23 protein-coding genes and 1 pseudogene are annotated in these 21,458 nt (G+C 54.0%); 11 read left to right on the forward strand and 13 right to left on the reverse strand.

The window, feature by feature from the left end; translation table 11 throughout:
• Positions 1-86 precede the first annotated feature (86 nt).
• Complete coding sequence (gene pheP / locus H650_RS06980; RefSeq protein WP_020454616.1) at positions 87-1,484, reverse strand: phenylalanine transporter; 1,398 nt, start codon at positions 1,482-1,484, stop codon at positions 87-89.
• 107 nt (positions 1,485-1,591) lie between these two features.
• Positions 1,592-2,362, reverse strand: a complete 771-nt coding sequence (locus H650_RS06985) for a DeoR/GlpR family DNA-binding transcription regulator (RefSeq protein ID WP_020454617.1) — start codon at positions 2,360-2,362, stop codon at positions 1,592-1,594.
• A gap of 97 nt (positions 2,363-2,459) precedes the next feature.
• Here H650_RS06985 and H650_RS06990 point away from each other — a divergent pair, with 97 nt between their 5' ends.
• A complete protein-coding gene (locus tag H650_RS06990) occupies positions 2,460-2,846 on the forward strand; it encodes a VOC family protein (RefSeq protein ID WP_020454618.1) in 387 nt (128 codons plus the stop codon).
• 38 nt (positions 2,847-2,884) lie between these two features.
• Here the strand turns inward: H650_RS06990 and H650_RS06995 are convergent, their stop codons facing one another.
• Positions 2,885-4,825, reverse strand: a complete 1,941-nt coding sequence (locus H650_RS06995; protein ID WP_020454619.1) for a methyl-accepting chemotaxis protein — start codon at positions 4,823-4,825, stop codon at positions 2,885-2,887.
• Between the two features lie 294 nt (positions 4,826-5,119).
• Positions 5,120-5,380 carry a DUF2534 family protein gene (locus tag H650_RS07000; protein ID WP_017458690.1) on the reverse strand — a complete coding sequence of 87 codons (261 nt, stop codon included), beginning with the start codon at positions 5,378-5,380 and terminating at the stop codon, positions 5,120-5,122.
• Between the two features lie 158 nt (positions 5,381-5,538).
• Here H650_RS07000 and H650_RS07005 point away from each other — a divergent pair, with 158 nt between their 5' ends.
• From H650_RS07005 to H650_RS25665, 4 genes and pseudogenes are all read left to right on the forward strand, one after another.
• Positions 5,539-6,012, forward strand: a complete 474-nt coding sequence (locus H650_RS07005; RefSeq protein ID WP_020454620.1) for an NUDIX hydrolase — start codon at positions 5,539-5,541, stop codon at positions 6,010-6,012.
• Positions 6,013-6,429: 417 nt separating this feature from the next.
• Positions 6,430-7,545 (forward strand): glutamine synthetase family protein, encoded by a 1,116-nt coding sequence (locus H650_RS07010; protein ID WP_238328382.1) that lies wholly within the window; start codon positions 6,430-6,432, stop codon positions 7,543-7,545.
• A 76-nt stretch (positions 7,546-7,621) separates the two neighbouring features.
• Positions 7,622-7,861, forward strand: a complete 240-nt coding sequence (locus H650_RS07015; RefSeq protein WP_020454622.1) for a type II toxin-antitoxin system RelB/DinJ family antitoxin — start codon at positions 7,622-7,624, stop codon at positions 7,859-7,861.
• A 61-nt stretch (positions 7,862-7,922) separates the two neighbouring features.
• Positions 7,923-8,210: pseudogene (locus H650_RS25665) on the forward strand (type II toxin-antitoxin system RelE family toxin).
• A 14-nt stretch (positions 8,211-8,224) separates the two neighbouring features.
• Here the strand turns inward: H650_RS25665 and H650_RS07020 are convergent.
• The gene (locus tag H650_RS07020) at positions 8,225-8,749 is read right to left on the reverse strand and encodes a GNAT family N-acetyltransferase (RefSeq protein ID WP_020454623.1); all 525 of its coding nucleotides are present in this window, start codon (positions 8,747-8,749) and stop codon (positions 8,225-8,227) included.
• Positions 8,750-8,845: 96 nt separating this feature from the next.
• Between H650_RS07020 and H650_RS07025 the strand changes: the two genes are divergently transcribed.
• Positions 8,846-9,742 carry a LysR family transcriptional regulator gene (locus H650_RS07025; RefSeq protein ID WP_020454624.1) on the forward strand — a complete coding sequence of 299 codons (897 nt, stop codon included), beginning with the start codon at positions 8,846-8,848 and terminating at the stop codon, positions 9,740-9,742.
• A gap of 8 nt (positions 9,743-9,750) precedes the next feature.
• Here H650_RS07025 and H650_RS07030 read toward each other — a convergent pair whose 3' ends face one another.
• Complete coding sequence (locus H650_RS07030; protein WP_020454625.1) at positions 9,751-11,964, reverse strand: TonB-dependent receptor; 2,214 nt, start codon at positions 11,962-11,964, stop codon at positions 9,751-9,753.
• Between the two features lie 51 nt (positions 11,965-12,015).
• On the reverse strand, positions 12,016-13,101 hold the full coding sequence (locus tag H650_RS07035) for a YncE family protein (RefSeq protein WP_020454626.1): 1,086 nt from the start codon (positions 13,099-13,101) through the stop codon (positions 12,016-12,018).
• Positions 13,102-13,374: 273 nt separating this feature from the next.
• On the opposite strand from H650_RS07035, the gene H650_RS07040 reads away from it, so the two are divergent.
• Complete coding sequence (locus tag H650_RS07040; RefSeq protein WP_044489440.1) at positions 13,375-13,587, forward strand: hypothetical protein; 213 nt, start codon at positions 13,375-13,377, stop codon at positions 13,585-13,587.
• Here the strand turns inward: H650_RS07040 and H650_RS07045 are convergent.
• Positions 13,567-13,953 carry a hypothetical protein gene (locus H650_RS07045; RefSeq protein WP_020454627.1) on the reverse strand — a complete coding sequence of 129 codons (387 nt, stop codon included), beginning with the start codon at positions 13,951-13,953 and terminating at the stop codon, positions 13,567-13,569. The two genes, H650_RS07040 and H650_RS07045, sit on opposite strands and share 21 nt — an antisense overlap.
• A gap of 517 nt (positions 13,954-14,470) precedes the next feature.
• Between H650_RS07045 and H650_RS07050 the strand changes: the two genes are divergently transcribed.
• The 4 genes from H650_RS07050 to H650_RS07065 are packed head-to-tail and all read left to right on the forward strand — an operon-like array spanning position 14,471 to position 17,436.
• Positions 14,471-15,679, forward strand: coding sequence for a SpoIIE family protein phosphatase (locus H650_RS07050; RefSeq protein ID WP_020454628.1), 1,209 nt, complete (start codon positions 14,471-14,473; stop codon positions 15,677-15,679).
• Between the two features lie 5 nt (positions 15,680-15,684).
• The gene (locus H650_RS07055; RefSeq protein ID WP_238328383.1) at positions 15,685-16,266 is read left to right on the forward strand and encodes a SiaB family protein kinase; all 582 of its coding nucleotides are present in this window, start codon (positions 15,685-15,687) and stop codon (positions 16,264-16,266) included.
• Positions 16,259-16,675, forward strand: a complete 417-nt coding sequence (locus H650_RS07060; RefSeq protein ID WP_020454630.1) for a DUF1987 domain-containing protein — start codon at positions 16,259-16,261, stop codon at positions 16,673-16,675. The genes H650_RS07055 and H650_RS07060 overlap by 8 nt, the downstream gene beginning before the upstream one ends.
• Positions 16,669-17,436: a GGDEF domain-containing protein gene (locus H650_RS07065; protein WP_020454631.1), complete on the forward strand. Its 768-nt coding sequence runs from the start codon at positions 16,669-16,671 to the stop codon at positions 17,434-17,436. Before H650_RS07060 ends, H650_RS07065 begins: the two co-directional genes overlap by 7 nt.
• Before the next feature lie 192 nt (positions 17,437-17,628).
• On the opposite strand, the gene H650_RS07070 is transcribed toward H650_RS07065, so the two are convergent.
• The 5 genes from H650_RS07070 to H650_RS07090 all read right to left on the reverse strand — a co-directional run bounded on the left by H650_RS07070 (position 17,629) and on the right by H650_RS07090 (position 21,385).
• On the reverse strand, positions 17,629-18,135 hold the full coding sequence (locus H650_RS07070) for a DUF4760 domain-containing protein (protein WP_020454632.1): 507 nt from the start codon (positions 18,133-18,135) through the stop codon (positions 17,629-17,631).
• Positions 18,136-18,415: 280 nt separating this feature from the next.
• Complete coding sequence (locus H650_RS07075; protein ID WP_020454633.1) at positions 18,416-19,177, reverse strand: amino acid ABC transporter ATP-binding protein; 762 nt, start codon at positions 19,175-19,177, stop codon at positions 18,416-18,418.
• Entirely contained in the window at positions 19,170-19,835 is a 666-nt protein-coding gene (locus H650_RS07080; protein ID WP_020454634.1) for an amino acid ABC transporter permease, read from the reverse strand. The genes H650_RS07075 and H650_RS07080 overlap by 8 nt, the downstream gene beginning before the upstream one ends.
• A gap of 14 nt (positions 19,836-19,849) precedes the next feature.
• Positions 19,850-20,491: an amino acid ABC transporter permease gene (locus H650_RS07085; RefSeq protein ID WP_020454635.1), complete on the reverse strand. Its 642-nt coding sequence runs from the start codon at positions 20,489-20,491 to the stop codon at positions 19,850-19,852.
• A 45-nt stretch (positions 20,492-20,536) separates the two neighbouring features.
• A complete protein-coding gene (locus H650_RS07090; protein WP_020454636.1) occupies positions 20,537-21,385 on the reverse strand; it encodes a transporter substrate-binding domain-containing protein in 849 nt (282 codons plus the stop codon).
• Positions 21,386-21,458: the final 73 nt, after the last annotated feature.

A 21,458-nucleotide genomic window follows, 5' to 3' on the forward strand; every position in this document is an offset into this window, starting at 1 on the left:
ATCCGAGGCTATCACAGTTGAGACATAGACATCATCACCCGTCCGGCAGGCCGCAGCCCACCGGATCTGGTAGGGAGTCGCGCGAATTACCCGCGCTTCGGCGTACGACGCAGCAGTTTGAAAGCGACAAACAGGAACACAATCCATACCGGCAGCAACACCGCTGACAGGCGCATATCGTCCATCGTGCACATCAAAACGAGGATCATCAGCATGAAGCCAATGCACAGATAGTTACCCGCCGGAAAGAGCAGCGCTTTAAACTGCGGATCGCGCCCTTTGCGGCGCATCGCCGCGCGGAATTTCAGGTGCGCCAGTGAAATCATGATCCAGTTCAGCAGCAGCGTCGCCACCACCAGCGCCATCAGCATGGCGAAGGCTTTTTGCGGCAGCAGATAGTTAACCAACACCACCAGCGAGGTGATAGCCCCCGAGAGAAACAGCGAATTCACCGGCACACCACGGCGGCTGACGCGCGTCAAAAAGGCCGGCGCGTTGCCCTGTACCGACAAACCAAACAGCATACGGCTATTAGAATAGACACCGCTGTTATACACCGACAGGGACGCCACCAGGATGACGAAATTGAGCGCCGATGCCACCAGATTGCTGTCAAGTTCGTGGAAAATCATCACAAACGGGCTGCTGTTAGCTTTGACGTCAATCCACGGATAGAGCGCCAATAGCACCACCAGTGAGCCGATATAGAAAAGTAAAATGCGGTACACCACCTGGTTAACCGCTTTCGGAATGGTGGTGTGCGGCTCGCTGGCTTCCGCGGCGGTAATGCCGATCAGTTCCAGGCCGCCAAAAGAGAACATAATCACTGCCAGCGCGAGGATAAGCCCGTGCCAGCCGGTGGCGAAAAAGCCGTTATAGCGCCAGAGGTTATCGAAGCTGGCGCGCTCACCGCCGTGGCCGGTAAACAGCATCCACAAGCCAAAGCCAATCATGCCGATAATTGCCAGCACTTTAATCAGCGCAAACCAGAACTCGGTTTCGCCGTACAAGCGCACATTGACGAGGTTGACGGCGTTGATGATGACAAAGAAAGCGGCGGCCCAAATCCAGGTCGGCACGTCCGGGAACCAGTACTGCATGTAGATACCGGCGGCGGTCAGTTCCGCCATTCCCACCAGCACAAACATCGCCCAGTAGTTCCAGCCAGAGAGGAAACCGGCGAACGGTCCCCAGTATTTGTAGGCGAAATGGGAAAATGAACCGGACACCGGCTCTTCAACCACCATTTCACCGAGCTGGCGCATAATCAGAAAAGCGATAACCCCGGCAATGCCGTAGCCCAGTAACACGGCTGGCCCGGCCATCTGGATCGCAGGGCCAATCCCCAGAAAAAGCCCGGTGCCGATCGCGCCGCCCAGCGCAATCAGCTGAATGTGACGGTTTTTTAAACCTCGTTGTAGTGTTGGCCCTGCTTCCGACGTGGCATCGGTGCTGCTTCCCGCCGCCTGTGACGCGTTTTTCACGTCCTTCCCCTTTGTGGTTTCATTTAAAGGGGCACCTTTTAACATCTCCGCTGTGGGCTGGCAAGAAATGAACCCTGAGCGGCAAAGCGCGAAACGGCCGGTTGCGTTTAAACCGTCAGGATTTCAATATTCTCTGCGCGAAAGGCTTGATGCAACGCTTTGCTGAGATCGGTTTCGACCACCAGCACATCAATCTGCTGGCTGGCGGCAACAATGTAGCGGGCCACGCCCGGGATCTTATTTGCCGTTAAGGCCACCACCACCTGGTTGCTTTGGGCAATCACCGCCTTTTTAAATTCGCCGTCGGCGTAATCAAACCCGGTCAGCCCCATCTCCGGCGACATCGCGCAGCCGCCGATAAATGCCTGATCGAAAATGATCCCATTAAGCTGGCTGATGGCCGGGCCGCTCACGCAACCGCCGGTGCTGCGCTGCACCAGCCCGCCCAGCATAATCACGTCGCAATGCGGATGTTTACTCGCGGCAACGGCGATTTCCGGTGAATTAGTCACTACCGTCAGGTTTAGCGCTGGCGGCAATGCTTTCGCCAGCTCAAGATTGGTAGTGCCGGTATCGATAAATACGCAGGTACCGGGTTTGAGCAGCTGCACGCAGCGCTGCGCGAGGAGGTTTTTTTTTGCCCGGTCCTGCTCTTTCCTTTCCGTAAAACTCCCGGCGGTTGCCAGCTGCAACACCGCGCCGCCATACACCTTTTTGCAGATGCCCGCTTTACTCAGCTCCTGCAAATCCCGGCGAATGGTGTGCTCTGAAACCTGCAATTCAACAGCTAACTCCGCACAGACTACCCGTCCCTGCGTCTGCAGACGCTGACGGATCAGATCTTGTCGTTGATCGGGGAAAGCCGCATAATCGAGCATAAATCCTCTTTATAAAATTCATATCGAGCAATAATGAGCATAATCGTGCAAATGAATTACGCTGTCAATTCACATCCCCTACGCCCTGGAGGTCACCTTGAACATTGCCCATGTCGCACTCTGGACACGCCATCTCGACGAACAGCGCGCATTCTGGCGCGACTTTTTTTCCGCCACCAGCAATGAGAAATATGTCAGTCAAAACCGCCCCGGTTTTGCATCCTATTTTATGTCGCTGCACAACGGGCCAACCATTGAACTTATGACCGTGCCGGAGCTGGCCGATGCGCCAAACGCCGCAGAGTTTGTCGGCTGGGCGCATATCGCTATTCATGTCGGAGATGTCGGGGCGGTGGATAAGATGGCGGAAAAAGCCCGTCAGCAGGGCCGGTTAGCCAGCGCCGCGCGGTGGACGGGGGATGGTTTTTACGAAGCCGTGATTCTGGATCCGGATAATAACCGTATCGAACTGGTTGCCGGCTAAGGAAGGCAGGGAGCCTGTTGCCAGACTCCCTGTTCAGGTTACGCGTCGAGGCGGAACTGATGCACCGTCTGCGCCAGTTGCTGCGCCTGATCTTCAAGTGACGTTGCCGCCGCGGCCATTTGCTGCACCAGCGAGGCGTTTTGTTGCGTGACACCGTCCATTTCATTGACGGCAATTGTCACCTGGCTAATGCCTTTGGCCTGCTCATCCGAGGCGCTGACAATCTCATTGATGATGGTCTGCACGGAATTCACCGCCTGCGTCATCTCCTGCATGGTGTGACCGGCATCATTCACCAGTTGCACCCCGGCTTCGACGCGTTTGCCGGACTCCTCAATCAACGCACCGATATCTTTCACCGCATCGGCGCTGCGCTGCGCCAGGTTGCGCACTTCAGACGCCACCACCGCAAAACCACGCCCTTGCTCACCGGCACGCGCCGCCTCTACCGCGGCGTTCAACGCCAGGATATTGGTCTGGAAAGCAATGCTGTTGATGATCGCCGTGATATCGCCGATTTTTTTCGCACTGTCGTCAATTTTCGCCATCGTTTCCACCACCTGGCCGACCAGCGTTTCACCCCGGCTGGCAATCTGCGTGGCATTGGCAGTCAGCGCCGTCGCCTGGTGGGCGTTGGCGGCGTTATGTTTCACCGTGGCGCTAAACTGCTCCATACTGGCGGCGGTCTGTTCCAGCGCCGCGGCCTGCTGTTCAGTACGCGAAGAGAGGTTAATGTTGCCGCTGACAATCTCCCCGGCTCCCTGACGCACCGAGTCACTGGCTTCTTTGATCTGCCCGACAATCTGCCGTAGCTGCGCCTGCATGGTATGCAGGGCATAGAACAGGCTGCTGCGATCGTTACCTTTCACCGGGATGGCGTTATCGAGTTTGCCGTCCGCGACCGCCAGCGCGATATTCGCCCCTTCCAGCGGTTCGCCACCAATCGGCTTCAACACTTTACGGCTGAAGATCAGACCGAGTAGCGCACACACCAACAGGATGCTGATAACCCCCAGAACAATGGCGTACATCAATTGACGGTTGGCCGCCGCCATCACCGAACTCACCGGCGCAACGACGCCGAGATACCAGTTATCGGTACTGTTGCCAATAGAGACTGGCTGCCAGGTGATCAGCGCTTTTTCGCCGAGGATCGGATCATCTTGTTCCACGACTTTACTGGTGAAGCCCTCCGTTTTACCCGGGTAAGGCTTACTGGTCAGGTTTTTATCCGGGTAAGAAATCACCTTTCCGGCGGTAGAGAGCAGCACCGCATAGCCGCCCCCTTCCCACGGTTTGATCTGATTCACTTTCTGCTGCAATGACGCCAGCGAAATATCAGACGTCACAACCGCATGCAGTTTGCCACCGCTGACAATCGGTGCCGCCACTGAGGTCAGCAGCGTCGGCACACCGTTATAGGCGTAGCTGTAAGGTTCAATTAACGTGTCTTTCTGGCTTTTTTGCGGCAGCAGATAGTAATCGCCCTGGCCTGGCGTAAAGATCGAGATCAGCGGGTGGAGCTTAAAATTACCGGATTGATCGTGGTCGACAAAAAAGGCATAGCGGCCTTTCGGTGCCTGATCGGGTTTGTCGGCGAACTCTGCATCGCGACCGTCAAAGGCGTTTTCTTCAAAAATAACCGAGATAGAGAGATAGTCCGGATTATCGCGCAGGGCGGAGATAAGCAGCTTATCTGCCACCTGACGGTCGGTGATCCCGGCTTCTGGCAAGGCAATCATACTGTGACCGAGGTTATGCGCCACATCGCGGGCATAGTTCAGTTGTTGCTGGATAGTCAGCGCCTGGCTTTCCGCAATTTTTTGCAGATATTGTTCGGCGAGGTGTTTTTGTTCACTGCTGGACTGCCAGCTCAGTACCCCGATAGTTACCACAAAACCGAGGGTGATGGTGATGGCCCCCGTCAGCAACATTTGCGCGCGGGTGCTCATTTTTTTGGTCACACGTTCTCTGGCCATTACGGCTCTCCTGGAGTCAGCCTTTACGTCATCTTCCTTTCAGCACGAACTCCCTGTGAGATCTCTATCGGCGGTTATTTTTTGATCTTTAATTGTTGGCGAATGTGTTATTGCGCGGTAAAAACGCTTCTTAAAGCGAGAAACAGCAGCCTGCACGGACCAATGAATGTAGTGGCAGTTAACCTATCGGTCACTGAGGCTTACTGCAGAACTTTACGCTGAGGACGTGAGAGATCACGATTTCGATTAAGGCGCAAGAGAGACAGCCCCGACAGCACGCCAGGGCGGGAGGGATTAGCCGCGATCGTCTTTCGGGCCGAGGAAATAAAAACCAAACGGCAGCGATCCAATGATGGTGAACATCAGGCTGTAGATAGCAACCCATGCGCCCTGCATGATAAACATCGTTACCGTCCAGGATTCCATCGGCAAATTGTACTGATCTTCAACGCCCTCGAAGGTCACTTTCGAAATGACGCTGACGGCAACCAGGAATACAATCACCACCGCAATGATAAATTTTTTCCCCTCGCGGGTACGTAATTTTTCCAGCATATAAACCTCCTGTCATGTGGCTTTTCTGTGCCGCGAGTGTAACCGATCTGCTGCCTGGTTGTTGTGAAAAATCAGGAAAAAGGCCATTTGCGCGAAACCATAACAAGCCCTGTCGAGCCCCTGATATTGCTGCTTTAGCCATTAACACGGAGAAAACAATGAGTAAGGAAATCCCGATACGCTGCTTTTCGATAGCCCTGTTTGTGCTGTGCAACTCCGCAGCGGGCTGGCGCGTTCTGCTGCTTAAACGCAGCGGTAAAATGCTTAACGGCCTGTGGTGCCAGATTGCAGGCGGCATTGAACACGGTGAAACGGCCTGGCAAACCGCACTGCGTGAAGCTCAGGAAGAGACAGGCTTGCAGCTTAGCGAACTCTATTCCGCCGACTGCTGCGAGCAGTTTTACGAAGCGCACCGCGACGCCATCACCGTCGTACCGGTGTTTGTTGCGTACGTCGATGAAGCCTGCGAGATAACGCTTAACCACGAGCACAGCGAATACCGTTGGGTCAGCTTTGCCGATGCCCACGAATTGCTCACTTTTCCAGGCCAGCGCAAAACACTCGACTGGGTAAAAACGCATTTCGCGGATAGCGCGCCCTCGCCGCTGCTAAAAATGCCTTCCACACTTTAAGCTCGCCATTTTTATACTATTTTTATCGCCGCGTATTTCCTTTTTACGCGGCGTTTATATCAAAATAAAAAGCGCTCTTTTATGCTGAGTTCACCGCCCAAAAGGCCTGACAGAAAGAAAAAATATGAACTCGCTGATGACTATTCCGCTGCTGAAAAATATCCGCACTTTTTTACCACCACAACATTTCCAACACCGTTGCATTCGCGATCTGTGTTGATGGTGGATCAGGAGATCAGACAGCTTCAGCAGAATTTTTCTCATGAAATCAAGGTATATCTGAACGAACACCCGCAAACAAGACACATTGATATATATCTTAACGATACCCATGGCACATTCCGCGGAAAAAGAGTCGCCGTCGAAAACTTATTTTCGCTAAGCTCGGGTTGTTATTTTCCGCAATCTGTTTACACCATGGATCGCGAAGGGAAAATAATCACCTCTTCGCCCGACAGACTTATTAACGAAGAGCCTGATAATGTATGTTTACCCGTTTCCGGCACGCTACGCCCGAGCGCGCACAATCCGCGCCATAACGCGCAATTATTATTAACCATGCTCGACAGCAATAATATGCCCTGGCCGCTGGAGCCAAGAGTCATATTGCAAAATGTGCTGCGTCAGTTTCACCAGCATGGTCTTTACCCGGTGGTGGCAGCGGAAATGGAGTTCTACCTTGTAGATCCCGCTGCACAGCAAAACCGCCCGCAGGGCTGTTTTCATCTGGCAGTGCCGTCGGCCTACTCTGCGTTTATTGAAGAGCTGGAAAGTATGGCGGCAGCGCAACGTCTTCCCTTATCCGGCATCGTTAGCGAAGCCGAGGCCGGACAGTTTGAGCTGAACATGTGCCATTCGCACAACGTGGTGGATAGTTGCGAGCAGGTGCTGGCGCTGCGCAAACTTACCGGCACCGTGGCCGGGAAATTCGGCTATCAGGCCAATTTTATGGCGAAACCCTTCTCAGAACTGGCCGGTAATGGCCTGCATTTTCACGTCAGCCTTAATGACGCGAATGGCGACAATGTGTTTGCCAGCCCGGCAGAGGCACCCAATGAGATGGTGCGGCTCTCCCTTGCCGGCATGCTGGAACTGATGCCCGCGTCGCTGGCGATCATGGCGCCGGGCGTTAATGGGTTCAGGCGGTTGCGTAAGAATCTGGACGAGCCGCTTTTTCACTCCTGGGGTTACAACAAACGCAACGCCGCACTGCGTATTCCCTGCTCTGATGCGCGCAACCGGCGGATCGAATATCGTCTGGCGGGCGCGGACGCCAACCCTTATCTGGTGATGGCGACGTTACTGACGGGTATGTTATACGGCCTGGAGCGTATTGATGATGAGGCGCTGGCCAACTTCACCCACGCCTCGCCCGATCTGCCATTGTTCCAGCAACCTGCGCTGGAGTCGTTTCGCCAGTGCGCTTACCTGGCAGACCATTTAGGCAGCGCATTTTGCGATCAGTGGTATCACGGCAAGCTGGCGGAACTGAATGCGTTTGAACGCATTGTGACAGCAGAAGAATTGTCCTGATCTGCCTGGCTGCGGTTGCATCAAGGTCTTCACCTTGCCATTTCGTCATTACAAACGTAATGACAGGGGTAAATCCATGGGCAATTTGAATGTTCGTATCGATGACGATTTAAAAGCGCGTTCCTTTGTCGCTCTGGAAAAACCTGGCGTAACACCTTCCGAGCTCCTGCGACAGACGCTCGAATATGTTGCCGAGAACGGCAAACTACCGTTTCAGCGCACACTGCTTAATGATGAGGATCGCCAATTGATCGAAATCGTGCGTGAGCGTTTACGTGATCCGAAACCGGTTCGTGTGACGCTGGACGATTTGTGATGAAACGCTGATACATCAATGCGGCCAGGGAAAGGCCGCTTTTAGCAAACAAGGAGGTTGTATGGTTTATCAACTGGATTTCGATGAACGCGCATTAAAAGAGTGACGAAAGTTAGGCAGCCCTGTTCGCAAGCAGTTTAAAAAGAAAATTGCTCAGGTGCTTAAAGCGCCGAGGATTGAAGCAAACAGACTCAGCCATTGACCTGATAGCTACCAAATCAAACTGCGCGCTTCAGGTTATCGCCTTGTCTACCAGTTGAACGATGGACGGATTGTGATGTTCGTTGTCTCTGTCGGAAACCGCGAACGCCACACCGTGTATGGCATCGCAGAAAAGCGCCTGAAATAACCCGCGCTGCTCGCTTACCCGGGCTGCGGAAGCGTCACATCCCCCTCCCCCAGCGGGCGCTGCATCAGTACCGTATCGAGCCAGCGCCCGTGCTTCATACCGACGCTTTTCAGCGTGCCGATAATCACGAAACCGGCGCGGCTGTGCAGCCGTAATGAACCTTCATTTTCGCTGTTGCCAACATTGGCGATGAGCTGGCGGTAACCGTTTTGCTCCGCCCAGACAACCGCGCGGGCGAGTAGCGCTTTGCCTGCGCCTTGCTGGCGAAAGTTGTCATCAACATAGATGGAATCTTCCAGCGTGTACTGATACGCCCGTCGCTCGCGATAACGCGATAAATAGCAGTAGCCCCGAACCTGCCCTTCATGCACGGCGACATACCACGGCAAGCCATTGTGGCGGGTTTTCGCCAGCCGCGTACGCATTTCATCCATGTCCGGCGCTTCGGTTTCGAACGTGGCGTTACCGTGCATCACGTGATAAGCATAAATCTGCACAATCGCGCTAAGATGGTGTTCTTGCGCGTCAATAATTTCCATAAACTGTTCCCCGTTTGATGATATCTACAGGCTACCGGTAACGCCGCCCGCACGGCACCAGGCTGCGCTTATCACCGTTATAAGGAAAACTTTGCCATGCCCCACTTCAGCTTTGACCAGTTAGCGACGTTTAAGCTGGTGCTCGCCCGCGGCAGTTTTACCGCCGCCGCAGAGGTGTTAGGCATTTCGCAACCCGCCGTCAGCCTGCAAATCCGCCAGCTTGAACAGGCCCTGCACGTTCGCCTGATTGAACGTTCCGGGCGTGGTCTGCGCGCCACCGCCGCCGGAGAAACCTTTCTGGCGCATTGTGCAGAGATCGAAAATGCCGTCAGCGCCGCGGTGCAGTCGGTGGCGCAGCATCAGCACGCGGTCAGCGGCAGCGTGACGATAGGCACCGGCGCGACGACCTGTATTCATCTGTTGCCGCCGCTGCTGCAAAAGTTGCACCGCGAGTTCCCGTTACTGTCAGTCGGGGTGCGCACCGGCAACACCAGTGATATCGTGCGCGCGGTGGAAGAAAACCGTATCGATATCGGCCTTGTGACGCTGCCCGCCAACGGACGCAATCTGGCGATTTCACCGCTATTTACCGAAGAATTTGTGGCGATCGCAGCCCATGACGCTGACGGCGTTTTATTGCCAACACCGGCAACGCTTGCCCCCCTGCCGCTGATTATTTTCGAATCCGGCAGCAGCACGCGCCTGCTCATAGAACAGTGGTTTAGCGCAGGCGGTGTCACCCTCGCGCCGGTGATGGAGCTGGGCAGTATTGAAGCGATAAAACGCATGGTGCGCGCCGGGTTGGGTTACAGCATCGTGCCCGGCGTGGCGGTTCAGGCTGAAGAGGACCGCCAGGGCCTGCGCGTACAACCGGTGCAGCCGCCGCTCCAGCGCCAGTTAGCGCTGGTGATGCGTCAGGATAAAGTGGTGAGCCGGGGGATGCGGGAAGTATTGAAAAGCCTGCAACAGGCGGGCATCACGCCCGCCGGATAAAACCCCTATCAGAAGTCGTAACTCATTGAGACTTTTACGGTACGCGGATCGCCCTGGTAAATATAGGTGCCGTTGTCTTCTACGCTGGCCCAGTATTTCTCGTTGGTGACGTTATCCACGCCCACGCGCCAGACCATCTCGTTTTTCTCCGCATTCAGCTGCATACGGTAGCGCAGGCCAAGATCGAGTGTGGTGTAACTGTCGAGTTTGCGGGTATTGGCGGTGTTTACATATTGCGAGCCGGTATAGTTCACTCGTGCCGTGGCGGTCAGGCCATCGACCGGTTTGATGTCATACTCGGCCCCCATCACGCCGTAGAACTTTGCCACACCAATCGGCCGGTTACCCTGATTGATACCATCTTTGGTTTTCGTCAGCTCCGCATCCAGCCAGGTCGCACTGCCATTCAGACGCAGACCGAGCACCGGCTCCCCAAACAGATTCAACTCCACGCCGCGGTTACGCTGCTCACCATCCAGCCCGTAAACATTGGTCGTGCTATTAAGAATGCCGGTCGGCTTTTTGATTTCAAACAGCGCCAGCGTACCGCCAATGCGTCCAAAGTCCGTTTTCACGCCGATTTCGTTCTGTTTAGAATGCGCAATCCCCACGCTTTGATAGCGATTTTCAGCTGTCTTCGGCGCTACGCCGCCTGGCTGCAACGCTTCGGTATGGTTGGCGTAGAAAGAGACGACATCCCACGGCTTATAGACCACACCGTACGTCGGCATCCAGCGATCCTGGGTATAACGCGCAGTGGTGGTTTCCGCACCGGTGGCATTGCTGTAGTTGCGCACCCATAATTTCTGATGACGCGCGCCCACGGTAAACAGCAGCCGGTCCTCGAATACGCCGAGCGTATCGCTCAGGGTATAACCCTGCGAGCGGTAGCGCGCGGTTGTCAGCGGGTCACTGTAGTTGCCGCTATGGGTCAAATTGTCCGGCAGCGGGATAGCCGAAGGATCATAAATGTTCACCACCGGCAGATTTTTTTGATCGGACTGGGTCCATGCCACGCGATCGCGCTTGATGTTCGCCGAATAACCGACGTTCACTTTATGGGAAACAAAACCGGTATCGAAGTTACCGCGCAACCCGGCCATGCCGCTCCAGGAGTCGGAAATCCGCACCGTATCCATACGGCTGAAGGTCGCGTCACCGTTTTTATTGAACAGTTTAGGTGCGCCGTAGGTGCCGTCTTCATGAGCATGTTGGCCGCCGAACGCGCCGTAAGCTGTCCAGTCATCGGTCAGATCGTATTCGGCGCGAGCCAGGCCAAATTCGTTCTCAATATCGCTGTGCGCCCAGCGCTGGCTGTAGTTTTTGCGGGTATCCGGCAGCGTCGGAATAAAGTCGACAGCGCTGATATTAACGCCCATTTCGCCGCCGTGAACCGTTTTGTTCTGGTAACCGAGATCCAGCGACGTGCGCAAGCGCTCGCCACGGTAATCGAGACCAATCGATGCCGCCGTCGTGCGGCGATGATCATCTTTCACCGCGGCATCCCCTTCACGATGCAGCAAGTTCATGCGCACGCCGAACTGGTTGTTATCACCGTAGCGACGCCCCACATCCAGCGAACCGCCGACTTGCGAGCGGGTGGTGTAATCGACGCCCACGCGGGTGAGCGGTGTGTCGTCGGCATGTTTCGGTTCGAGGTTAATCATCCCGCCGACACCCGAACCCGCAGAACCGTTCATCAGCGCATTCGAACCTTTAAAAATCTCCACGCGCTCCAGCATCTGGGTATCGACAATCTGGCGCGGCACAATGCCCGCCAGACCGCCCATCAACATGTCGTCACCATCAAGCTGGAAGCCGCGAATACGGTACGTTTCGGCGAAGTTGCCGTAACCCTGCCCAACCTGCACGCCCGCATCGTTACTGACCACCTCAGCGATGGTTTTCGCTTGTTGATCCAGCACCAGCTTCGAGGTGTAACCGATGACGTTAAACGGCACATCCATCGCTTTTTGCTCGCCCAGCACGCCAAGGCGGCCGCCATGCGCCACTTGTCCGTCCAGAAACGCGGGCACCAGTTCACTGCCGCCGGGCCTGAAATCACTGCCAGCGGCGGACTGCACGACCATGGTCTCTTCGTGAGTCGGTTTAACGCTGGCATCAGCAGTCGCCGCCTGTGCGCTATGCGCGGCCGCGCCAATGGTCAGTGCAAGCACGGTCTTGCGCAAAGGTATTGAATGTTTTTTGCGGTTATTCATCATCGTTAGCTATTGAAATAAAAAAAGAAATGGCCCGTTTCCAGGCCAGTATCATTACTTGTTCAGATCGATCCTGACGACACTATCCGGGCCGCTGGTGGAGTGATCTTTGTTGAATGCCTGTTTGACGGTGACAAACAGCGTCTGACCATCGGCGGAAAGCAGCAGGCTGTTTGGATGCGGCGGCAGATCCCAGCGCTGTTTTACCGCATAGCTGATTGCATCAAGGCTCAGCACGTTGCCGGACTCGCGCTGGGTAATATAGATTTCATGGCGTTTAGCGTTGAATTTCACCGCCAGCGCATCGCCCTCAAGCTGTTTCACAATTTTGCCGCTGTGGATATCCAGCACCAGCGTGGTTTTGGCTTTTGAATTGTCGGTGACGAACAAGCGGCCGGTAGCCTCATCTTCAGCGATATTCAACAGCAGTGCCGGTTTGTCGCCCAGTGGTTTCCAGCGTTGCTCAATGCGATTATTGCGCGGATTCACCACCAGGATTTCGCCACCGCCATTCGCCACGTACAAACGTTGCGTCTGCGCAGAGAAGTGCAGACCGGTCACCCATTTGCCCGCGTTTTTGATACGCGCCTTTACCTTCAGGGTCTTCGCGTCAACCACCCACACCAGCGCCGGATCGGCAACGGCACCGATATATAAATTGCCGTTATGCAGCACAATTTCACGCGCGCCGTACGGCTGGCCTTTCTCGTTGCGTTCCGGGAACAGGGTACGGGAAAGTACTTTGCCGGTGCTGGTGTCGATGGCGCTCACGCCGCCGTCCAGCGAATTGGTGACATACACGGTTTTGCCATCCGGGGAGATAGCCATGCCAAAGTTTTTCAGATCGGTGTGGGTCGCGCCGAGGGTTTGTAGTGTTTTCGGATCCAGCTTGTATACCACTCCGCCCTGCACATCTTTAAAGCCTTCCGCGCTGGAAACATACAGTGCATCGCCTTGCGGGCTGATCGCCATTTCATACAGACCACTCGCCAGTTCGCGTTTCACCACGCTCTCTGGTAACTGCGCCGCCGCAGGTTTTGCTGCCGGTGCCACAGGCTGTGCGCTGGTGGTGGTATGTGCGCTGCAACCGGCAAGCGCCATCGCCACCAGCAGAGACAGCACGGACGTTTTCATCTTCATGGGGGATCCTTTACCGTTAATGTCATCAGGGCAGACGAGCGCCCACGCCACGCATCCTGTGCGCGATCGTTTGATGAGGGCAGATGCGGCCCGGCGCAGCTCGTCACGGCTTTTCAGTGTTCCCTGTCAGCCTTCACGCTCACTGTTATTGCGGGGGAAGATCCTTGCTGCGCCCACAAACACCAAAGAGAATGAGAACTATACGCATTCTTGACTTTCAGGCAAGCACTATCGTTTCACTTCCCTGTCGAGAAAAAAGAGGCGTGTTAAAAAGTGAAAAACGGCGGGTATGAATACGGCGTGAAAGCAGGAACTGACCGGCAGTACCGGAATTGCGGCATCATCATTCTGCCTGCCGGCAGCGTTTACGCTGCGCCTTCGCAGGCGTTAAGCAAAGGACAAGCGGCAGATGCACTGCATAAGGCATCGACGGCGAAAACAGCTATTGATAATGGCGGATGTATCTTAGTAGCCGCGCAATTTTGATCGTTGCCATGCGCTGTCGATCAGTTCAGCGGCAGCCTGCACCTGATCGCAAAATGGCGCGCCAAAGGTTTCCATCAGCGCGGCGTGCCGGGTAAGAAACCCCATTCCCTCTTCGTTACCGGCAATGCTCTCCAGAAACCAGTCGGGCACCTCTTTTTTCAGGCACAGTTCGCACAGCGAGGCGCTAAATTGCGCACGCTGAGCGGCATCGTTTATCCAGGAGGGTTGCTGATTATCCATTTCAGCGGCAACCGTCGCCTCGAGCGCACGCTGCGAACGGCTGTAATACTCGCGAATTTTCGCCGAACTCCACGCTTTGCCGAAAAATAGCAGCAATATTGGCACTACACACCAGAAGAGGGTCATCACTTACTCGTTATCTGTTTTAGCCGCAGAGATAGTAATGACAAAACCTGACAAAAGCATTAACAGGGATCACTGTTTGACCGGCATCATTAGCAAAAAAGAGACAGTACAAAGCGCTTCCATCGGGCTTATCCACGTCGCCAGAAGGAATGTAATTTTGTTGATGATGTGAGCTGGCGCGAATTTTTTAAACTCAATGCATTAAGCCGGTGAAGTCGCACAAAATTTGGGGTTGACCGCAAAGATGATAAAGATTATCTTTCGCATTACCGAATAGTTGAGCAAATCACTCAGGTATTTGGTACGACATTGCTCACATTGCTTCCAGTATTATTTGCCCGCCTGACAAGTGCGGGCTTTTTTTTACCGCCTCTCCGCCCGCCGCCGCAGATATGACTGTGGTTTTGCTTAGGGAGCAATAATCTCCCGTTATTCATCGGCTTACTTAATTGAAATCAAACCGTCACAAATCCGCCTTAACCTAAGATTATTCTTATATCGGGATGCTGTTTGAATCATGGATATACCGCTCGCTTCACGACAGCTTAATGCTGGTATCTTGCGCCTTGCCGTCCCGCACGTGACCCCGGATGCCAATAACGTGCAGGTCATGTCGCTGTTCAATGAACACAAATCGTTAATTGGCCTGCCGGTGCTGGAAAATAACCGTCCTATTGGCATGATTAACCGGCATATTTTTCTGTCGCAGATGAGCCGTCCGTTTTTCCATGAGCTGTATGACCAGAAAAGCTGCATCGCGTTTATGGATAAAAACCCGCTGATCGTCGATGCCGATTGCGGTCTCGAATATTTGTCCGAGCGGGTGATCGAAACTGGCGACAAAGCCGTCACCGAAGGGTTTATCCTCACCCAGCAGGGGCAATACATCGGTATTGGTCTGGGCATAGATCTTATCCGCACGGTCTCGGATTTACAGGCCAAGCAGCATCTGCAAATTATGCAAAGCCTTGAATACGCACGCATTATTCAGGAATCGATGCTGAGCCGCTCGCGTAACACCATTGAAAAAACGCTTGATGACTGGTGCCTGCACTGGCACCCGCGCGACTGTGTTGGCGGCGATATCTACGCTTTTCAGCGCGTGGAAAATGGCTGGTTGATGGTGCTGGCGGATTGCACCGGGCATGGCGTTCCCGGCGCGTTTATGACTTTTATTTTCTCCTCGGCGCTGGAAAAAGCGCTCAGCCTCGCCCCAGCGAACGCGCCGGAACAACTACTCAGCCTGATTAATCAACATATCAAACAGACGCTCAGCCAGGTGCATCCTTCAGCCGATCGCAGCCAGTCCAACGATGGCTGTGACGCCCTTGTTCTGTTTGTCGACACGCAACATGAGCAGGTCAGTTGGGCGAGCGCGCGCATGCACGCTTTCGTACTCAGCGCGGAAAAAGACAGCGCAACAACGCTTGAAAGCTGCCGCAAAGGTGTGGGTTACACCGACACGCCAGTGGATTACCAGTGGCAGCGCTACCAGGCTCCATTGCGTCGTGGCGACACGTTCTTGATTGTTTCTGATGGCGCGACCGACCAGCCAGGCGGCCCGCGCAATGTAATGTTTGGCAAAAAACGTATTCAGTCACTGTTAGCGCAAAACCGCACGCTGCCAATGCCTGCACTTTCCGACGCCCTGCTCGCGGCGCTGAAAGCCTGGCAGGGGCAGCAAGCCTCGCGCGATGACATGACGTGGTTTGGTTTTCGCTGGTGAACAACATGCAAATAAACGACCTGCAGGTCAAAGAAGCCGTTCTGTTACCCCTTTTTACGCTGCAACGGCAAAACGCCGTTGAGCTTTTTTATACGGGCTATTTTTCCCAGCAGCATATTGTTTCGCTGGGTGAAGTCATTCGTACATGGCTGGATAAACACGAATCCTCAGCGGTAACGCGCAGAAAGCTGTTCTCGGCTTTTATCGAGATGGGGCAAAACATTGTGCGTTACTCCTCAGATGACCGCTATTTATCGACTGAACAGCAAGAGCTGCGCTTCGGTTCGGTCTGCTTTCATATGGATCAAACTCACTATTATCTCGAAACCGCAAACCTGGTGGGGCCGGAAGCATCTACGTTATTGCAGACAAATCTCGATGTGTTGCGCGGTATGTCGCAGGCGGAGATCCGCGATGCCTGGAAACAGGGGCTGCGCAGTGAAGCCCCGGCGACCAGTAAAGGCGCGAACATCGGTTTGTTGACCATGGCGCGGGATACCAGCCTGCCGCTGGAATATCGCATTCACCCTCTGGCGGCGGGTTCGCTGTCCGCCTTTCACTTAAAGGCAACGTTCTGCCATGACTGATATGACACTGACGCCGGCTATTGAATTGCCCGCCACCGCCGCGACGCCGGAGGTGAAATTTGATTTTGCCGCCCAACGCCTGATGCTAAAAGGCGAAGCCTACCCGGAGAATGCCGCCGCGTTTTTCCGCCCGTTGATGGATGCGCTGGAAGGCTGGTTGCAGAGTGGCCAGCAGACGGACGCCCCACTCCAGCTACATGTGGCGCTGAGCTACTTCAACAGCTCCAGCACCAAGCTGTTATTTACGCTGTTCGAAAGCCTGAATGATTACGCCCGCGACGGCGCGGTGTGTGAGCTGCACTGGTACTATGACGCGGAAGACGATATCTCCGAGGAGTTTGGCCAGGAGCTACGCATCGATTTCCCGTCGCTGACCGTTTTTCTTATCCCGGACATTAACGCATGCTAGATATTAATGAGCTATTCAAGGAGGACTATTCCGTCCTCGAAGATGCTCGTCTGGCCGCTGCCGACGACAGGCTGACGGCGGATGCCTGCCGTGAAAAATTGTGGGCGGTGGCGAAAAACTACCAGCGCCTGATCCGTGAATCGTATCGCCTGATTTCGCGCAGTGATCGCGCTGAGCGCGAACTGAATCGCATGAATGAGCAGTTGCAACAGCTGGCGGCGCGCCTTGAATATGAGGCGACGCACGACCCGCTGACCGCCGTGTTTAACCGCAGCGCGATCATTAATCACATTAACCAGGGTCTGACCACCGGCCATGTGGCGCTGATCCTGCTCGATATCGATCATTTCAAACGCATTAATGATGAGTACGGTCACCCGATGGGCGACCGCGTAATTTGCGCGCTGGTGGCGCGTATTCGCCGCGCCGTGCCGCAAAGCGCGGCGATCGGTCGCGTTGGTGGCGAGGAATTCACCATTGTTCTGCCCAAAGCGCGTGTTGAAGAGGCGATGATCACGGCCAGTTATATTCACTCGTCGCTGAACGCCTCGCCACTGGAAGTGCTCCCCCAGCAACTGGTAACCGCCAGTTTTGGTGTCAGCCTGGGGCATAAAGACAGCGATTTCGAGACGCTGTATAGCACGGCCGATGCCGCGCTGTATCACGCGAAAAAACGCGGGCGTAACCAGGTGGCGCTGCATGAGGATTTTTTTCGCCCTCAGGTGAAAATGGGGCTTTCATCGGAAAATGTTCAGCATTAAGGGAGCGGGCGTTCGACTACGTTCGGCAGAGTGCAACGATCCGCAGTAACACATGGTGCTTTGCGGCAGGCTTTCTGCCTGTCTTGCTCTGTTGTAACCGACGCTTACCGGGCCAACTTTCGCGAAAACAGCAACCCGGGCGCGGGCATCGCAGAAAAATGGAGATAACTGAGTCAATTTGCCAGGGGCTTGTCAGATTGTTTTATTGTTCTTAAGCGGCTTGTTTTTCCAGCGTTTATGCAACCATTCGAACTCCTGATAAGTAAGAGAAGTACGCAGTTTTTCCCGTAACACCTTAATCAGCGGCTCAGCGGTTTCGTAGGTGTCTATTACCGTCGTATATGAGGCCTGCTTAAGCATGTTTTCCTCATAAATACCGGCTTTTATGCTTACCGCCATACGCTCATAGAAATTAAGAATGTATTGTATTTTTCGTCCTTCGTAGTTCTCATCCTTTGAAAGGTTTTCTGCAACAGGGAACACATATGAACGGAAGGATTTCCCGGAATCGCGAACGCGCCGAAGTGTATGCAGACCATCAATGTATTCACTGTCTTTTCTGCTTTCAAAAAGAAAGGTCGCCGTTTGGGTTTTACGGGCCATCTTCACGTTAAATCGGATGGTAAGGACAGCGGTACAAATACCGCCAAAAACAAGCAGATTGCTGATGACTTGCCACGCTGTCGGACTGATTTCCATAGACAATTCCCTGTCATTAGATAAAAAAAGCGGAGCCTGAGCTCCGCCTGTAAAAAAGTTGTCTGTCAGAAACCGTCGAACTCATCACATTTTTTCATATAAATCTCCCTGAACGCGTTACCCTAACAATGAGTGAAATTTCACTTAGGTGGTGATTTTATAACCGCAGTAGCCGCTTCGCAATGGCAAGTCCAATACAATCCTGTCAGATATTTCAAAGTGCGGCACCGCTCGAAAACAACGATAAGCGGTCTGTTTTTTCGGTTCTCAATTGCCGCCTTCAGCGACTGGATTGCAAAAACTTTCTCACCCTGTCCGAATCCGGGTTGGTGAAAAATTTCTCGGGCGGTGCTTTCTCGATCAGCAGCCCTTTTTCCAGAAACACCACTTCATCCGATACCTGGCGGGCAAAATCCATCTCGTGCGTCACCACTACCATGGTGTAACCCTCTGCAGCGAGATCTTTCATCACGCCCAGCACTTCGTTAACCAGTTCCGGATCCAGCGCTGAAGTGGGTTCATCAAATAAAATCACCTCCGGCGACATCGCCAGCGAACGGGCAATCGCCACGCGCTGCTTCTGCCCGCCGGACAGCGTTATCGGGTAGACATCGGCTTTATGGTTCATGCCGACCTTTTCCAGTTGCCGGTGGGCAATCTCATTCGCCTGTTCACGCTTCATCCCCTTCACATGCACCAGCGCTTCGCTGACGTTGTGCAACACGGATAGATGCGGCCACAGGTTAAAGCTCTGGAACACCATGCCAACCCGTTCACGGATGTGTGAGAGATCTTTATGCGACATCGCTTTGCCGGTTTTTTCATCCACACCGATGCGCTGCCCGCTGATGCGCACTTCGCCGCGATCCGGCTGTTCCAGCCAGTTCATACAGCGCAGCAGCGTCGATTTCCCTGAACCGGACGACCCCAGAATGCTGACCACTGTGCCCTTCTTTACGGTCAGATTGATATCGCGCAACACTTCCACGTTATCAAACTGTTTGGACAGGTTTTTGATGCTTACCGCGTTTGCTTCAGGCATGGGTCATTCCTCTTTTCGCTCCGTAATGGCTCAACCGCTTAATCAGCAACTCCAGCAGAATGCTGATGCCCCAGTACAGCGCAATGGCGACAATAAAGGCGTTAAACGGAATAAAGTACGTGGACTGCACACTGTTCGCGGCGGCGGTGATCTCCTGCACGGTAATAATGCACAGAAACGCCGTGTCCTTCAGGCAAATAATCAGCTGATTGCCCATTAAGGGCAGCGCGGAAGAGACAATATTCGGCAAAATAATGCGCAGGAAGATCTTATAACGAGAAAAACCTTGCGATACGGCAGCTTCAATATAGCCCGAGGAGAATATTCTGCGCTGACTGCGTAATATTTCGAAGAAATAGGCACCATGATAAATTACCAGGGCTAATAACCCTGCGGTCCAGGCGTCCATGCTGATACCTAACTGCGGTAAACCGTAATAAAGCAGATACGCCAGAATCAAAAACGGTATTGCCCGCATCAGGCTGACAAAAGCAATAATCAGGCGATGAACAACACGGTTCTGATATTCCATCAGGTAGCAAAACAGCACACCGATCAATAACCCGACCACGGCGGCAATAATAAACAACTCTAACGTCGCCAGCAGGCCGTTGTAAAAACTCTCACGCGCGGCCCAAATAATTCCCCATTGATTCATAAATCCTCCGCCTTTTATCGCGCCAGGCGCTTCGCTTTGCGTTCTGCTACGTCCTGCAACTTCAGCAGCAGACCGATAATAATCACGTATAACAGCGCCGCAGCGAGGATCGGCGACAGCGGTTCATAGGTCACAGAGGAGATCCGGTTGGTCACGCGCGTTAAATCCACCACGCCAATCACCGCAATCGCCGGGCTGCCTTTGATCAAAAACGACATCTCGTTGACCAGCGCCGGCAGGCTTTCGATCCACATTTGCGGCAACATGATGTGGCGGAAATAGGTCCAGCGCCGCATCCCCACAGACTCCGCCGCTTCCCGCTGTTCACGGGGGAAGTTACGGAAAGCGTTGCGCCAGATTTCCGCGTTAAACGCCGAGGTGTTCAGCGTCAGCGCGACAATCGCCGCCAGCGTTTTATCCAGGTTAATGCCGAGCGTCGGCAGGGACAAAAACAGAAACAGCACCAGCGTTACCAGCGGCGTGGCACGCGCCAGGCTGATGTAAACCACCAGAAACTGGTCAATAAACGGGATCTTCATCATGCGGATAAAGGCGATAACCAGGCCGATAACCACCCCGAACGCAATCGCCACGCCTGAGATCCAGAGGGTCGTCCATGCGCCTTCAATCAATAACTGCCATGAGATTAAGTCCATGTTCCCTCCTGTGAAAACGGGCGGCGGTTGCCCGCCGCAGGTTACTTACAAACCGGCTAACTTGTGGAACTGATCGGCGCTGGTGATCGGCTCTTTCGGCAGTTCATAGGTTTCGCCAAACCACTTTTTCTGCAGCTCAGTGAGCTTGCCGGTTTCAGTCATATGGTTCATAAAACCGGTCATAAATTTCAGCAGCTCAGGTGAGTTTTTCGGGATCGGCCACGCCATGTAACCTGGCCCGGAAACCGCCAGACCTTTGGCAAAGACTTTCGGTTTGGCTTTCACCAGATCGTTGACGGAAATCACCACGTTAATCACATAATCAACGCGTTTGTTCGCCAGATCGGCGTAGGCTTCCGGATAGGACTGGTACTCCACCACCGGTCCGAGTTTTCCGCCCACTTTCTCCAGCATCGCTTTCAGCTCCGGCAAACGCGCCAGCAGCGCACTGCCCGCCTGGACGCCCACTTTTTTACCGCTGAGATCGGCAATGGTATTTAAGGTTTTATCGTCGGCGCGTTTGACAAAATAGTGCTGCGCAGAGGCCCACGGCGGGGTGAAATTAAAGACATTGAGGCGTTCATCGGTAATTACCGCACCGGTGAGTGCCATATCGTATTGGCCGGTGGAAACCGCAGCGAGTAATCCCGTCCACGGTAAGATACTTTGGTTAATATTGAATTTTGCGTACTTGCGTAATTCCTCAAGCATATCCTTGTTAAAACCATCCGTCTGGCCATTATTCATAAAGTTGAATGGCGCGTAATCGTCCTCGGTCGCCACTTTCATGGTGCCAGATTTTTCTATTTCGGGTAAATCCGCTGCGACTGCGTGTAAGGAAAACGCCAAAGAGATCATGGCTGCAAGACAATATTTGCCGAATACGTTTTTCATCTCTCCACCCTTATTTAATGTGCCAGACCGGTATATCCCAGGTGTGCCGGAAGCGTTGCAAGATATATGCCTA

It is taken from the genome of Enterobacter sp. R4-368 (genome assembly GCF_000410515.1).
Taxonomy (GTDB): domain Bacteria; phylum Pseudomonadota; class Gammaproteobacteria; order Enterobacterales; family Enterobacteriaceae; genus Kosakonia.

Bases quoted from the DNA above. Each gene is read 5' to 3' on its own strand.
- H650_RS07005 (WP_020454620.1), top strand. From the start codon at position 5,539: ATGAGTAAGGAAATCCCGATACGCTGCTTTTCGATAGCCCTGTTTGTG.
- H650_RS07020 (WP_020454623.1), bottom strand. From the start codon at position 8,749: ATGGAAATTATTGACGCGCAAGAACACCATCTTAGCGCGATTGTGCAG.
- H650_RS07085 (WP_020454635.1), bottom strand. From the start codon at position 20,491: ATGGACTTAATCTCATGGCAGTTATTGATTGAAGGCGCATGGACGACC.
- H650_RS07000 (WP_017458690.1), bottom strand. From the start codon at position 5,380: ATGCTGGAAAAATTACGTACCCGCGAGGGGAAAAAATTTATCATTGCG.
- H650_RS07025 (WP_020454624.1), top strand. From the start codon at position 8,846: ATGCCCCACTTCAGCTTTGACCAGTTAGCGACGTTTAAGCTGGTGCTC.
- H650_RS07050 (WP_020454628.1), top strand. From the start codon at position 14,471: ATGGATATACCGCTCGCTTCACGACAGCTTAATGCTGGTATCTTGCGC.
- H650_RS07070 (WP_020454632.1), bottom strand. From the start codon at position 18,135: ATGGAAATCAGTCCGACAGCGTGGCAAGTCATCAGCAATCTGCTTGTT.
- H650_RS06985 (WP_020454617.1), bottom strand. From the start codon at position 2,362: ATGCTCGATTATGCGGCTTTCCCCGATCAACGACAAGATCTGATCCGT.
- H650_RS07060 (WP_020454630.1), top strand. From the start codon at position 16,259: ATGACTGATATGACACTGACGCCGGCTATTGAATTGCCCGCCACCGCC.
- H650_RS07015 (WP_020454622.1), top strand. From the start codon at position 7,622: ATGGGCAATTTGAATGTTCGTATCGATGACGATTTAAAAGCGCGTTCC.
- H650_RS07090 (WP_020454636.1), bottom strand. From the start codon at position 21,385: ATGAAAAACGTATTCGGCAAATATTGTCTTGCAGCCATGATCTCTTTG.
- H650_RS07045 (WP_020454627.1), bottom strand. From the start codon at position 13,953: ATGACCCTCTTCTGGTGTGTAGTGCCAATATTGCTGCTATTTTTCGGC.
- H650_RS07030 (WP_020454625.1), bottom strand. From the start codon at position 11,964: ATGATGAATAACCGCAAAAAACATTCAATACCTTTGCGCAAGACCGTG.
- H650_RS07035 (WP_020454626.1), bottom strand. From the start codon at position 13,101: ATGAAGATGAAAACGTCCGTGCTGTCTCTGCTGGTGGCGATGGCGCTT.
- H650_RS07010 (WP_238328382.1), top strand. From the start codon at position 6,430: ATGGATCGCGAAGGGAAAATAATCACCTCTTCGCCCGACAGACTTATT.
- H650_RS07075 (WP_020454633.1), bottom strand. From the start codon at position 19,177: ATGCCTGAAGCAAACGCGGTAAGCATCAAAAACCTGTCCAAACAGTTT.
- H650_RS07065 (WP_020454631.1), top strand. From the start codon at position 16,669: ATGCTAGATATTAATGAGCTATTCAAGGAGGACTATTCCGTCCTCGAA.
- H650_RS06995 (WP_020454619.1), bottom strand. From the start codon at position 4,825: ATGGCCAGAGAACGTGTGACCAAAAAAATGAGCACCCGCGCGCAAATG.
- H650_RS07080 (WP_020454634.1), bottom strand. From the start codon at position 19,835: ATGAATCAATGGGGAATTATTTGGGCCGCGCGTGAGAGTTTTTACAAC.
- H650_RS07055 (WP_238328383.1), top strand. From the start codon at position 15,685: ATGCAAATAAACGACCTGCAGGTCAAAGAAGCCGTTCTGTTACCCCTT.